This window comes from Brachybacterium hainanense, assembly GCF_042434575.1.
GTDB lineage: Bacteria > Actinomycetota > Actinomycetes > Actinomycetales > Dermabacteraceae > Brachybacterium > Brachybacterium hainanense.
Genome location: NZ_JBHLSV010000002.1, coordinates 144,456 through 157,608, shown reverse-complemented (window position 1 = coordinate 157,608; position 13,153 = coordinate 144,456). Strand labels below are relative to the sequence as shown.

The window sequence follows — 13,153 nt, the reverse complement described above, 5'->3', positions numbered from 1 at the left end:
CGCGGAGACCACTCGATGAGGAGAACACATGGGAACCATCGGCACGATCCTCCTGTCGGAGATCGCCGGAACCGCGATGCTGACGCTGCTGGGAGGCGGCGTCGTCGCGAACGCGATCCTGAAGGGCACCAAGGGCAAGGACGGGGGCTGGCTCCTGATCAACTTCGGCTGGGGCCTCGCCGTCTTCACCGGTGTCTACGTCGCCTACCAGACCGGCGCCCACCTCAACCCCGCTGTGACACTCGGCCTCGCGGCCAGCGGCGGAGACCTGTTCGGCGGCAACGAGGCCCTGGGTCTCGCCGCGATCCCGACCACGGCCGGCAACGTGGTCGTCTACCTGATCGCCGAGCTCATCGGCGCCTTCCTCGGCGCGATCGTCTGCTGGCTGGCCTACAAGAAGCACTACGACGCGGAGGAGGACCCGGGCACGATCCTCGGGACGTTCTCCACGGGGCCGGAGATCCGCTCCTACGGCTGGAACTTCGTCACCGAGGCCATCGCCACCTTCGTCCTCGTCTTCGTGATCATCCAGTTCGGGGCCACCCCCAGCGGACTGGGCCCCCTCGCCGTCGCGCTGCTCGTCCTCGCGATCGGCGCGAGCCTCGGCGGCCCGACGGGGTACGCCATCAACCCGGCACGTGACCTGGGCCCGCGCATCGCGCACGCGATCCTGCCGATCCAGCACAAGGGAAGCTCGGACTGGGGATACTCGTGGGTGCCGATCGCGGGCCCGATCGTCGGCGGCGTCCTCGCCGGCGTGGCCTCGATGGCCTTCTTCTGAGACGCTGACCCGAACCGCCTGACCTGCACATCGAACCATCCAACGAAGGAGCACCGATGAACGACGAGACGAAGTACATCCTCGCCATCGACCAGGGAACCACCTCCACCCGCGCGATCGTCTTCGACCACGGCGGCCAGATCGTCGCCTCCGGGCAACGGGAGCACGAGCAGATCTTCCCGAAGTCCGGCTGGGTCGAGCATGATCCGATGGAGATCTGGGAGAACACCCGCCGCGTGATCGGCGAGGCCCTCACCGCCGCGGAGATCAACCGCCACCAGCTCGCGGCCGTCGGCATCACCAACCAGCGCGAGACCGCCGTCGTGTGGGACAGGAACACCGGCGAGCCCGTCTACAACGCGATCGTCTGGCAGGACACCCGCACGCAGAAGATCGCGGATGAGCTGGGCGGCGACGAGGGCGCGGACAAGTACAAGGAGCGGGTGGGGCTGCCGCTGGCCACCTACTTCTCCGGCCCCAAGGTGGCCTGGATCCTGCAGAACGTCGAGGGCGCCCGGGAGAGGGCCGAGGCCGGGGACCTGCTGTTCGGCAACACTGACGCATGGCTCGTGTGGAACCTGACCGGCGGCGTGAACGGCGGCGTCCACGTCACCGACGTCACCAACGCCTCCCGGACCATGCTCATGAACATCGACACCCTCGACTGGAACGCGGACATCGCCGCGGACATGGGGATCCCGCTGTCGATGCTCCCGGAGATCAGGTCCTCCTCCGAGATCTACGGCTACGGCCGCAAGCAGGGCGTCCTCGTGGACACCCCGATCGCGGGCATCCTGGGCGATCAGCAGGCGGCCACCTTCGGGCAGGCATGCTTCGAGATCGGCCAGGCGAAGAACACCTACGGCACCGGCAACTTCATGCTCATCAACACCGGCGAGGAGCTGGTGCGCAGCGAGAACGGTCTGCTGACCACGGTCGCCTACAAGATCGGCGACAACAAGCCGATCTACGCGCTGGAGGGCTCGGTGGCCGTGACCGGCTCGCTGGTGCAGTGGGTGCGCGACAACCTGGGCCTCATCAAGGACGCCCCGGAGATCGAGGACCTGGCGAAGCAGGTCGAGGACAACGGCGGCTGCTACGTGGTGCCGGCGTTCTCGGGCCTGTTCGCGCCCTACTGGAAGGCCGATGCGCGCGGCGCGATCGTGGGCCTGACCCGCTACATCACCAAGAACCACATCGCCCGGGCGACGCTCGAGGCCACCGCCTTCCAGTCCGCCGAGCTGCTCGAGGCGATGAACGCGGACTCCGGCGTGGACCTCACCGAGCTGAAGGTCGACGGCGGCATGGTCATGAACGAGACGCTCATGCAGTTCCAGGCGGACATCCTGGGCGTCCCGGTCGTGCGGCCCCAGGTCATCGAGACCACGGCGCTCGGCGCCGCCTACGCCGCGGGGATCGCGGTGGGCTACTGGTCCGGCGAGCAGGACGTCATCGACAACTGGGCCGAGGGCAAGCGCTGGGAGCCGAACATGGACGAGGAGACCCGCGCGCGGTCCCTGCGCCTGTGGAAGAAGGCCGTCGAGCGCACCTTCGACTGGGTCGACGACGACACCGAGGCGGCCACCGCCTGATCGGGCGCGCTCGGACCGGAGGTGCGCCGAGGAACGAGGCGCCCCGGAGGTTCGTGCGCTGCCGGGACGTGAGTGCGACGTGTGCGCCGGTATCCGCTCTGGATACCGGCACACACGTCGCACTGCTGTCGGCGGCGCCGCGCGTGTGCGGTGAAGATGATGCATTCGGCACCGGAAAGCCGCACGTTCCCCGCACTGTCGGCGCGCTACGGTTCCGGGATGACCGCGCACTCCTTCGCCCTCGTCCCCGCCGCCTACGTCCTCCTGCGCCGGGAGGGGACGGAGGGGAGGACGGAGGTGCTCCTGCAGCAGCGGGCGAACACCGGCTACCGCGACGGCCACTGGTCCGCGGGCGCGGCCGGGCACATCGAGCGCGGCGAGACCTCACGCGCCGCCGCGGTCCGGGAGGCGCGCGAGGAGCTGGGCGTGCAGGTCGATCCCGCGGATCTGCAGCTGCTCACCGTCATGCAGCGCACCGACGGCACGGACGATCCGGTGGAGCAGCGGGTCGACTGGTTCTGGGCCGCCGACCGCTGGGAGGGCACGCCCCGGATCCTGGAGCCGCAGAAGTGCTCGGGCCTGGCCTGGTTCCCGCTCGCGCAGCTGCCCGCACCGGTGGTCCCGCATGAGGAGCTCGTGCTGCGCTCGGTGCGGGAGGGCGTGCTCGGCCTCGACACCGTGTGGGGGCCGATGCGATAGCCGACCGAGCTCGCCGGACCGGATGGCGCGGGCGGCCCGGCCGGAGAGGCGCGACGACGCCGCCCGGACGGCCGAGCCGTTCCCTCCCCGGGCCGGCCCTCGAACATCACGCGGAGGCGAACCGGTCCGGGGTGAACGCCGCCAGCAGGGGGTGGCGGCCGCCGGTGGTGACCTCATGGGCGATCGTCTCCCCGGCGACGAGCGCGAGGGTCGCCCCGGAGTGCGTGAACGCGACGAAGCAGCCGGGCAGGGCTCCGACCGCGCCGAGGACGGGCTCGCCATCGGCCGGGATCGGCTTGCGACCGGCCGCCCAGCCGGCGGCGCGCAGCTGCGTCCCCGGAGCCAGCAGCCGCGAGGCCTCCGTCAGGAGCTCCTCGACGACCGACTCGTCGACGGTGCAGCGGCCGTCCTCGTGCTCGCGGATCCGGTCGACGTACCAGTCGTGGTCCACGCAGAAGGAGCCGCCGGGGTTCGGGCGCACCGCGGCGCGCGGGGTGTTCAGCACGGGGGCATCGACGCCTGCGGGCTCCGTCGTCACCAGCATCGACAGCGGCGACCCGTCGGGGATCCCGATCCCGGCGCGTGCCATCACGGCCGATGTGCTCGCGCCGCAGGCCACCACGACGGCATCGGCCCGCAGCTCGGTGCCCGTGGCATCGCGCACGCCGACGGCCCGGCCGCCCTCGACCAGGACCTCGCAGGTGCCGAGGCCGGTGCGGATCGTGCCGCCGCGTTCGCGCAGCTCCGCCGCCAGGTGCTCCACGAGATGGGGGAGCGAGACCCAGCCCTCTCCCGGGTTGAGGATCGCGGGATCGCCCGCCGCGTCGGGGTCCAGCCCCGGGAACGCGGCACGAAGCTCCTCGCGGCCCAGCAGACGGGATTCGTAGCCGCGATCGACCTCGAGATCGTGGCGGGCACGGGTCTCCCGGTCCGCATCCGCACCGTCGGTCCACCACACGCCGCCGGGGAAGCGCAGCCAGTCGCGGGAGGGGTCGGCGGCGAACAGGGTGCGGTAGCGGTCGACCCCCAGCACCCGCAGCGCGTGGTACTCGGGGCTGCGATCGCCCGCGGAGTTCAGCCAGGACAGGGAGCGCCCGGAGGCGCCGTCGCACAGCTCGCCCGCGGTGGCGAGGGTCGTGGCGAGGCCGGCCCGCGCCAGGTGGGTCGCGATCGAGGTGCCGATCGCTCCGCCGCCGAGCACGATCGCGCTCGCGGGCGGGGACGCCGGGGAGGTCGAGGAGTTCTGGGGGGTGGTCGTCGTGGTCATGGTGTCCTTCCGGTGTCGGGCAGAGGATCGGTCGTCGGGGCGGGTCAGGGGATGCTCGTGCGGCGGGAGGCGTGCGCCGCCTCGATGACGCGCAGCACGGCGACGGCGTCGGCCGGATCCACGGGAGGTGGGCCGCCGGAGCGCAGGGCGTGGGCGAGCTCGCGGTAGTAGCGACCGTAGTCGCCGGTTCCGGCAGGGGTGCGGATGGTCCCGGTGCCGGAGCTGAGCTCGCCGCGCTCCGCCTCGGTCTCCTGCCCGAACCCGGCCGTGCCCGGGCGGCGGCCCGTGCGCAGCATCTCCTCCTGCGGGTCCTTGCCGGCGCTGCGCCATGCGGCCCGGTCCCCGCTGACGTGGAAGCGGGCGCCCTCGAGGGCCGAGAGGCTCGACATGCTCAGCCGGGAGGTCGCACCGGAGCCGTGCGTCAGCACGAGGTGGGCGGTGTCGTCGGGGCCTCCCCGCACCGAGCGGACATCGGCCAGCACCTCCGTGACCGGGCCGAGGAGCTGCACGGCCTGGTCGATCAGATGGGTGCCGAGGTCGAAGAGGATCCCGCCGCCCGCATCGGCGCCCGCGCGGCCCTTCCAGCCGCGGGCGCCGTCCGGCTTCCACCACTCGAAGCGGGACTCGAGGGTGTGGACGGTGCCCAGCGCGCCCTCGGTCAGCAGCCCCTGCAGAGTGAGGAAGTCGGCGTCGTACCGGCGGTTCTGGTAGACGGACAGGCATCGGCCCCGCCGTGCGGCCTCGGCGATCAGGGCCTCGCCCTCGGCGCTGGTGGGGGTGAAGGGCTTGTCGACGACGACGTCGAGCCCGGCCTGCAGGGCCGTGCGGGCGAGCTCGGCATGGGTGCCGGGCGGCGTGCAGACGATGACGAGGTCGAGGTCCTCGGCATGGTCCGCGACGCCCGCCGGGTCCGCGATGATGCGCACGCCCGGATGCTCGGCCCGGGCCTGCTCGGCACGTCCCGGATCGCCGGTCGCGATGATCGCCACGTCGTAGTCCGGGTCCGCCTGCAGGAAAGCTCCGTGGAAGAAGCGGCCCGCGACGCCGTAGCCGAGGATCGCGGTGCGGATCGGCGCATCGCCTGCGGGCTCTGCGGCCCTGGCGGGGGAAGCGGTGGTCATGGAGGTCCTCCTGGAGGTCATTTGCCCATCCCGTCGGCGAGACCGCGGACGAAGGCGCGCTGGGCCGCGACGAACAGGGCGATCATGGGCACGGCGGCGAGGGTCAGCCCGGCGAACAGGACCGACCAGTCCGTCTGCAGGGCGTTCTTGAAGTCGAGCAGTCCGACGGGGAGCGTCTTCAGCCCGGGGTCGTTGACGAGCACGAGGGCGAAGGGGAACTCGTTCCAGGCGAAGAGCACATAGACGAGCCCTGCGCTGACCAGCACCGGCTTGCACAGCGGGAGCACGATGCGCCAGAAGGTCTGGGTGAGGGAGGCGCCGTCGATCACGGCGGCCTCGAGCACCTCGTCGGGGAGGGTGAGCATGTATGCGCGGATGAGGAAGATCGTGAACGGGAGCCGATAGGCGACGTAGACGATCACCAGCCCGACGAGGGTGTCGTGCAGGTGCAGGGCGATCATGAGCTGGAACAGCGGCACCAGGATCATGGTGGGCGAGACCATGAGGCCGCCGAGCATGAGGAGGCTGATCGCCCCGGAGAAGGGCAGCCGCAGCTTCGTCAGCGCGAAGGCCGCGGCGGTGCCCAGGGCCAGCACCAGCACCAGGGAGGCGAGGGTGATGAGCACCGAGTTCACGAAGTAGCCGAGCACTCCGCGCTCCCACGCGACGCCGAAGGCCGCGGGATCCAGCGAGGTCGGCAGGGCCCAGGGGCTCGAGAAGATCTCGGTGCTCGATTTGAAGGCCGACATCACCATCCACAGCAGCGGGTACAGGACGCCGACGGCCATGGCGGCCAGCAGCAGCCACACCAGCACGCGCGCGGCTCGCGCCGCAGGGGACGGGCCCGTGCGCCGCGCGGGGCGCGGCGGGGCGGACGCTCGGGCGGGGGAGGTGGCGGTCACAGGGTGACCCTCCTTCGACGGGTCCACAGCAGCTGGCCGACCCCCAGCGCCATCGTCAGCAGCAGCACGAGCGTCGACATGGTCGCGGCATAGCCCATGCGGTCGTTGACGAAAGCGTTCTGGTAGATGATCGTGCCCAGCACCTGGGTGGAGTTGTTGGGACCGCCGTTCGTCATGACGATGACCTCGTTGAACAGCAGCAGGGCGTTGGAGACGGTGACGAGCGTGAGGATCGCGACCATCTCACGGGTCAGCGGGACGGTCACCGAGAGGAACTGGCGCACGGGTCCGGCGCCGTCCAGGGAGGCCGCCTCGTAGAGCTCGCCGGGGATGCGCTGGATGGCCACCAGCAGCAGCGCGGTGACGTATCCCGTCCACTGCCACTGGCTCATGGCGATGATGGCGCCCATGGCGGTGCCGGGCTCGGCCAGCCACGCCCGGGACAGCGATCCCAGGCCCACGGCCTCGAGGGCCGCGTTGAGGAATCCGACCTGCGGATCGTAGACGAAGGTGAACAGCACGCCCGTGACGGTCATCGAGATCGTGGCCGGCAGGAAGTAGACGCTGCGCAGGAACGCCTGGAGCCGGCCCTTCGCGAAGCGGTCCAGCAGGGAGGCGAGCACCAGTCCGAAGCCCACCTGCACGATCACCGAGATGGCGGCGTAGGCGATGTTGTTGCGCAGGGCCACGCCCAGGAACGGGTCGGAGAAGGCCTTGCGGAAGTTCTCCAGGCCCACGAAGTTCATCTGCTGGTCGAAGATGCTCCAGGTGTAGAAGCTCAGCCGGATGTTCTGCAGCAGCGGCACGTAGAGCAGCACGAGCACGAGCAGCAGGGCGGGGGCGACCCACAGCAGGGCGCCGCGGCGGGAGCGGAGGGTCATCGCATGCACCTGCTTCGGGCGGGGCCGTCGGACGGCGCGGGGCGCGGGCGGTCAGCGGCTCGCATCGGAGACCTCCTTCAGGTCCTGGACGATCTGCTCGGGCGTGCGGGAGCCGTCGATCGCGGCCTGCCCGGCGGTCAGCCAGGCCTGGGCGACCTGCGGGGTGGCCTCCATGTCCAGCCAGATATCGAAGCGCTCGACGGAGTCGAGATGCTCGAGCGCACGGCTCAGCTGCGGCTGGACGTCGTCGACCGACGTCTCGGCGCCGATCACGACCGATGGCCGGTCCCTCATCTCCAGCATGGCGACGGCCATCTCGCGGGACGTCAGCATGCGGAGGAACTCGAGTGCGAGGTCGATCTTCGGGCTCGCCGGGTTGATCGCGAAGCCGTCGGGAGCGCCGGTGAGGGAGGCGTCGTCGCCGGCGCCGTCGGGGATCGAGGGGAAGGGGAAGAAGTCCCAGTTCTCGGCGACCTCCGGCGGGGCGCCGTTCTTCTCCCGCAGGGTGGAGAACTGGTTGGACTCGCTGTACATGAGCGGGGATTCGCCGTTGAGGAAGGCGGCTTTCGCCCGGTCGTTGCTCACGCCGTTGGCGGAGGGCGTGAAGCCGAGCGTCGCCAGCTCGTGCAGGTCGGCGAGGGCGCGGGCGTAGCCCGGGTGGGCGAACGTGGCGGAGTCCGGGTCGAGGTCGCGGGTGAACTCGTCCTGGGGGACGTGCTTGGCGACCAGCGTGGTCAGGTAGTGCACGCCGGGCCACATCGCTTGGTTGCCCATGGCGATGGCCGTGATCCCCTCCTCGGCGAAGGCGTCGCACATCTCCAGCAGCTCCGCGGAGGTCTGCGGGATCGCCATGCCGCGCTGCTCGAGCATCGCGGTGTTGGCGATCATGTACTTGCCGGACATGCTGATGGGCACGGCGTAGCGGCGCCCCTCGTAGGTGTAGGCGTCCACCGACACCGGAGCCAGGGACTGCTCCCAGGCCCCGGCCATCGCCTCGGTGAGGTCGTGGGTGAGACCGGCGCCGGCGAACTGCTCGCCGTAGCCGCCGGGCCACAGGAAGTAGACGTCGGGGAGCTTCCGGGAGGCCGTGAGCACGCGGATCCGTTCCTTGTAGGGGTCGTCCTGCACGGCGGTCAGGTCGACGGTGATGCCGGGGTGCGCGGCTTCGAAGGTGGCACGGACGTGCTCGAAGAACGCGGCGTGATCGCCTTCGGGCCACTTGTGCAGGACGGTGAGGGTGGAGTCGTCCGCGCGGCTCGCGCCGCAGCCGGGCAGGGCCAGGGCCGCAGCGCCCGCGGCGAGGGCGGCGAGCGCGGTGCGTCGTGTCGCCATGGGGGCCTTTCGTCAGGGGGAGTGCCGGCGGCGTTGCCGGTCACCAGGTTCTCGATCGTCAGAGACCGGTCTCAGTCTCCGAGGTTGAGAGCGGTCTCAATCGAGGTTTTCCGGTACTCTAGGGCCGTTCAACCCGCGCGTCAAGGAAGGAATCCCCGCCGATGCCCCCGAGCCGCCGCGATGTCACGATCGCCGATGTCGCACGTCGCGCAGGGGTCTCCCGCGCCCAGACCGCCCGTGCGCTGGGGGGATACGGCGCGGTCAGCGACGCCGTGCACTCCCGCGTCGTCGCGGCCGCGGAGGAGCTCGGCTACCGGGCCAACGGGCTCGCGCGCAGCGTCTCCACCGGGCGCTCCCAGTCGGTCGGCGTGGTGATCGGCGACGTGGAGAACCCCTTCTTCGGGCTCAGCATGCGCGGGATGTCCGACACCTTCCGGGAGGCCGGCTACGACGTGCTGCTCATGAACACGGGGGAGTCGGCGCAGCTCGAGGTCGAGGCGATCCGGAGCCTCGATCGCAAGCGCGTGGACGGCTTCGTCGTCGCGCCCGCCATCGCGGGCGCCTGGCCGCACCTGGAGGGCCTCGCCGCCGCGGGGCGGCCGCTGGTCCTGTTCGACCGCGCCGTGCCGGGGCTGGACGCCTCGACCGTCCTGGTGGACGTCTCCCGCGCCTCGCAGCAGCTCACCGGGACCCTTGTCGCGGCCGGGCATCGGCGCCTCGGCTTCGTCTCGACCTTGCGCGCCGGGTCCTCCCGATGGTCCCCCGAGCTGCGGATCTCCCACACCCCGGTCGGCCGGCGCATCGACGGGATGATCGCCGCACTGCAGGAGGCGGGCCTCGAGGCGGACCCGGAGACGATCCGGCTGGGCGCCCGCGGCGCGGACGACGTGCGTCGCATCGTCCGCGATCTGGCGACCCGGGCGGAACCGGTCACCGCCCTGCTCGCCTCCGACTCCCTGATCGCCGCCGCCGCCCTCGAGGAGCTGCGTGAGCTGGGGCTGTCCGTCCCGGGGGACATCTCCCTGGCGACCTTCGACGATCCCCCGTGGGCGGGCCTGGTCTCGCCGCCGCTCACGGTCGTGTCCCAGCCGGTCCTCGACGCCGGGATCGCGGCGGCGCGGCTCCTGCTGGCGCAGATGCGGGGCGAGGCTCCGCTGCCGCCTCCGCACCTCGAGGCGCGGCTGCTCGAGCGAGGATCCATCGGCCCCGCGCCCTCATGGCGGGGCCGGGATCGGGCCCCCGGGGACTGATGCGCCGCGGATCCCGTCGCCGGGCACGGGGCGCCTCGCGCAGGCGCCGCCCCCTCAGGCCGGTCCGAGCACGGTGCGGTGCGTGGCGTGCGCGGCCTCGATGATCCGCAGGACCTGCACGGAATCGGCGGGGTCCACGGGGAGCGGGCCGCCGGAGCGCAGGGCGTGCGCGAGCTCGCGGTAGTAGCGGCCGTAGTCGCCGGTCCCGGCGGGTGTCATGACCGTGACGGAGCCGTCGCTGAGCAGGCCGCGGTCGGAGGGAGGCTCCTCTCCGAAGTCGGGGGCGTCGGGCTGCACGCCCTGGCGCAGCGATGCCTCCTGGGGATCCAGCCCCTCGGTGCGCCAGGCCCCACGGTCGCCGCTGACGAGGAAGCGGGGGCCGGGGATCGCGGACAGCCGGCTCATGGTCAGCAGGGAGGTGCCGCCGGCCGCATGCGTGAGGACCAGATGCGCCATGTCGTCGGGGCCGCCCTGGATGGAGCGGATGTCCGCGAGCACCTCGGTGACCGGGCCCATCAGGAGCAGGGCCTGATCGACGAGGTGGGACCCGAGGTCGAACAGGACGCCGCCGCCCTCCGCCGGCCCGGCGCCGGCCTTCCAGCCGCGGCCGCCGCCGGGCCGCCACGTCTCGAAGCGGGACTCGAGGGTGTGCACGGCGCCCAGTGCGTCCTGCTCGAGGAGCCCCCTGAGGGTCAGGAAATCGGCGTCGTAGCGGCGGTTCTGGTAGACGGACAGGCGCCGGCCCAGCTGCCGGGCCTGCGCGATGAGCGCCTCGCCCTCCGCGCTGGTGGGGACGAAGGGCTTGTCCACGACGACGTCGAGGCCGGCCTCCAGGGCGGTGCGGGTGAGCTCGGCGTGGGAGGCGGGCGGGGTGCACACGATCACGAGGTCGAGGTCCGCGGCGTGCTGGGCGACCTCGAGCGGATCGGCGATCACGCGCGCTCCGGGATGGTCGGCCCGGGCCTGGGCGGCGCGCTCCTCGTTCGAGGTCGCGACGAGGACGACCTCGTAGGAAGGGTCCAGGCGCAGGAAGGCGCCGTGGAAGATGCGTCCGGACAGGCCGTAGCCCAGGATCGCGGTGCGCAGCGGGGCGGGGGCGTCGGTCATGGGAGCTCCTCGGGCCGGTGACGAGATGGGCCCAGCGTCGCACAGCCGGCGGCGCGGCGGTGCCAGACTGGGCTTCCGCACCCCGCCCGCCTATCCCAGGAGCCCCGATGCCGCTGACCCCCGAGCTGCTGCGCGCCCTGCCCAAAGCCGTCCTGCATGACCACCTCGACGGCGGGCTGCGGCCGCAGACGGTGCTGGACCTGTGCCGTGAGCAGGGTCTCCAGCCGCCAGGTGGATCCGGGGCAAGCGCCGAGGACGTGGCCCGATGGTTCGCTGGCTCCGCCGACTCCGGCTCCCTCGAGCTGTACCTCGAGACCTTCTCCCGCACCCTCGAGCTCATGCAGACCGCTCCGGCGCTGCGGCGGATCGCCCGCGAGTTCGTGGAGGACATGGTCGCGGACGGCGTCGTCTACGCCGAGACCCGCTGGGCGCCGATGCAGCACCTCGCCGGCGGCCTCGCCCTCGTCGAGGCGGTCGACGCGGTCCAGGCCGGGCTCGAGGAGGGCATGGCCTCCGCGCGCGCCGCGGGTCGGCCGATCCTCGTCGGCCAGCTGCTGTGCTTCCTGCGCCACCTGGCGCCGATGCCGGAGCTCGTCGACGTCGCCGCCGCCCGGCGCGAGCAGGGCGTGTGGGGCGTGGACCTCGCCGGGCCCGAGCTGGGCTTCCCCGCCGCCCCGTTCCGGGAGCAGTTCGATCGGGCCCGGGAGGCCGGGCTGCGTGTGACCGTCCACGCAGGGGAGGCCGATGGCCTCACCTCGATCCGTGATGCCCTGGACTGCGGCGCCGAGCGTCTGGGGCACGGCGTGCGGCTGGTCGAGGACCTCTCGGCGGACGGGCGACCGGGCCCGATCGCGGCCCGCGTGCGGGAGGACGGGATCTGCCTCGAGGTCTGCCCCAGCTCCAACTTGCAGACCGGCGCGGCGGACTCGATGGCCGCCCATCCTGCCGGCGCCCTGCTGCGCGCCGGGATCCCGCTGTCGATCAGCTCCGACAACCGCCTCATGAGCCGCACCCGCACCAGCCGCGAGCTCGCCCGGCTCGCCGAGGCCTTCGACTGGACCCTGGAGGACGTCGGCCGCACGGTCCTGGCCGGTATCGATGCGGGTTTCGGTCCCGAGGCCGAGCGCCGCGCGCTGCGCGAGGACGTCATCGTCCCCGCCTTCGCCGCCGCAGAGAGACGTCAGGCCGAGCAGGTCTAGCGTCTGCCTCGCAGACGACCTCGGACGCTGGCGATGCGCGGGGAGTCACCGACGTGCCGCCAGCGCCCGCCCCAGATGACGCTCCGCCCCCAGCAGCCGCTCCCGCGGACTCAACATCTGAGCACCTTTCCCCGCTCTGATCACCCGCGAGACAGCGATCAGGGCGCTCGTCAACGCGATGCTGTCGCGCAGCACACCGGCATCGAGATCGAGAGAGCCGGCGCCGTCCAGGTAGCTCGCGAGCAGCAGGTCCTCATCGGCGTCGACCCACGCGGCGAAGGAGGCGAGGTCAGCGCCGACGGGAGCGCAGCCCAGCTGATCCCAGTCGATCGCCGTGACCGTCGGTCCGTCGTGCCGAAGCAGGTTGCGCGGAATCGCATCTCCGTGGGACAGCACGTGCGGCATCGCATCCAGACGGTCCAGGATGGATTCGCGAAGGCGCCAGACCTCCTCGGCATCGGCGACGACGCGTGCGGGGACGCCGTCGACCTGGAGACGGACCGGGTCGTGCCTGGCTGCCATCCTGACGCGGTCCCGCAACCGGCCCCGGACGAACCAGCCCGGATCCTCGAGGTCGACAGCGGCGAAGGTTCCCAGGGCCCGCGCGGTGATCGCCGGCGGAATAGGAGTCGGCCGTATGTACTCTGCCCAGATGGTCGCCCCCTCCTCGTCCTCCTCGACGAAGGAATCCGGCGCTACGAGACCGGTGAACTCCGTGCCGATCCCCGATTCGACGAGTGCGACCTCGCGCCGCCACCAGCGGAAGGAGCTGGGATCGCGGTGCTCGGGATCTGGCTGGAGCCGCTTGACCACCCAGTCCCGGTCGTGGCGTCGAGCTCGCCAGACGCCGAGCGTCGCAGCACCTTCGTCTGCGCCGATCATCTCCCAGGTGGCATCCGGTGCCCAGCCACGTCCCATCAGCCCAGAGTAGTGACATCGAGGACGAGGCCGGGTCAGCAGGGGAGCGCGGCGTCGATGGCGGCGATGACCTCGGGGGCGTCCGGCGTGGTGCTCAGGCGGAA

12 protein-coding genes are annotated in these 13,153 nt (G+C 71.9%); 5 read left to right on the top strand and 7 right to left on the bottom strand.

The features are described 5' to 3' along the window. Positions 1-28 precede the first annotated feature (28 nt). The 3 genes from ACFFF6_RS02210 to ACFFF6_RS02200 all read left to right on the top strand — a co-directional run bounded on the left by ACFFF6_RS02210 (position 29) and on the right by ACFFF6_RS02200 (position 3,072). Complete coding sequence (locus ACFFF6_RS02210) at positions 29-781, top strand: MIP/aquaporin family protein (RefSeq protein ID WP_376977809.1); 753 nt, start codon at positions 29-31, stop codon at positions 779-781. 56 nt (positions 782-837) lie between these two features. Further along, positions 838-2,373 carry a glycerol kinase GlpK gene (glpK, locus tag ACFFF6_RS02205; RefSeq protein WP_376977808.1) on the top strand — a complete coding sequence of 512 codons (1,536 nt, stop codon included), beginning with the start codon at positions 838-840 and terminating at the stop codon, positions 2,371-2,373. A gap of 219 nt (positions 2,374-2,592) precedes the next feature. Then, positions 2,593-3,072 (top strand): NUDIX hydrolase, encoded by a 480-nt coding sequence (locus ACFFF6_RS02200; RefSeq protein ID WP_376977806.1) that lies wholly within the window; start codon positions 2,593-2,595, stop codon positions 3,070-3,072. Between the two features lie 106 nt (positions 3,073-3,178). Here ACFFF6_RS02200 and ACFFF6_RS02195 read toward each other — a convergent pair whose 3' ends face one another. The 5 genes from ACFFF6_RS02195 to ACFFF6_RS02175 are packed head-to-tail and all read right to left on the bottom strand — an operon-like array spanning position 3,179 to position 8,575. Continuing rightward, a complete protein-coding gene (locus ACFFF6_RS02195; RefSeq protein ID WP_376977804.1) occupies positions 3,179-4,339 on the bottom strand; it encodes an NAD(P)/FAD-dependent oxidoreductase in 1,161 nt (386 codons plus the stop codon). A 44-nt stretch (positions 4,340-4,383) separates the two neighbouring features. Next, positions 4,384-5,460 (bottom strand): Gfo/Idh/MocA family protein, encoded by a 1,077-nt coding sequence (locus tag ACFFF6_RS02190; protein WP_376977802.1) that lies wholly within the window; start codon positions 5,458-5,460, stop codon positions 4,384-4,386. A gap of 17 nt (positions 5,461-5,477) precedes the next feature. Further along, a complete protein-coding gene (locus ACFFF6_RS02185; RefSeq protein ID WP_376977800.1) occupies positions 5,478-6,362 on the bottom strand; it encodes a carbohydrate ABC transporter permease in 885 nt (294 codons plus the stop codon). After that, the gene (locus ACFFF6_RS02180; RefSeq protein WP_376977798.1) at positions 6,359-7,243 is read right to left on the bottom strand and encodes a carbohydrate ABC transporter permease; all 885 of its coding nucleotides are present in this window, start codon (positions 7,241-7,243) and stop codon (positions 6,359-6,361) included. Before ACFFF6_RS02180 ends, ACFFF6_RS02185 begins: the two co-directional genes overlap by 4 nt. Positions 7,244-7,294: 51 nt before the next feature. After that, positions 7,295-8,575 carry an ABC transporter substrate-binding protein gene (locus ACFFF6_RS02175; RefSeq protein ID WP_376977797.1) on the bottom strand — a complete coding sequence of 427 codons (1,281 nt, stop codon included), beginning with the start codon at positions 8,573-8,575 and terminating at the stop codon, positions 7,295-7,297. Between the two features lie 161 nt (positions 8,576-8,736). On the opposite strand from ACFFF6_RS02175, the gene ACFFF6_RS02170 reads away from it, so the two are divergent. Further along, on the top strand, positions 8,737-9,825 hold the full coding sequence (locus ACFFF6_RS02170) for a LacI family DNA-binding transcriptional regulator (protein ID WP_376977796.1): 1,089 nt from the start codon (positions 8,737-8,739) through the stop codon (positions 9,823-9,825). 54 nt (positions 9,826-9,879) lie between these two features. On the opposite strand, the gene ACFFF6_RS02165 is transcribed toward ACFFF6_RS02170, so the two are convergent. Beyond that, a complete protein-coding gene (locus tag ACFFF6_RS02165; RefSeq protein WP_376977794.1) occupies positions 9,880-10,932 on the bottom strand; it encodes a Gfo/Idh/MocA family oxidoreductase in 1,053 nt (350 codons plus the stop codon). 107 nt (positions 10,933-11,039) lie between these two features. Here ACFFF6_RS02165 and ACFFF6_RS02160 point away from each other — a divergent pair, with 107 nt between their 5' ends. Next, entirely contained in the window at positions 11,040-12,131 is a 1,092-nt protein-coding gene (locus ACFFF6_RS02160) for an adenosine deaminase (RefSeq protein ID WP_376977791.1), read from the top strand. Positions 12,132-12,176: 45 nt separating this feature from the next. On the opposite strand, the gene ACFFF6_RS02155 is transcribed toward ACFFF6_RS02160, so the two are convergent. Next, positions 12,177-13,049, bottom strand: coding sequence for a phosphotransferase (locus tag ACFFF6_RS02155; RefSeq protein WP_376977790.1), 873 nt, complete (start codon positions 13,047-13,049; stop codon positions 12,177-12,179). Positions 13,050-13,153: the final 104 nt, after the last annotated feature.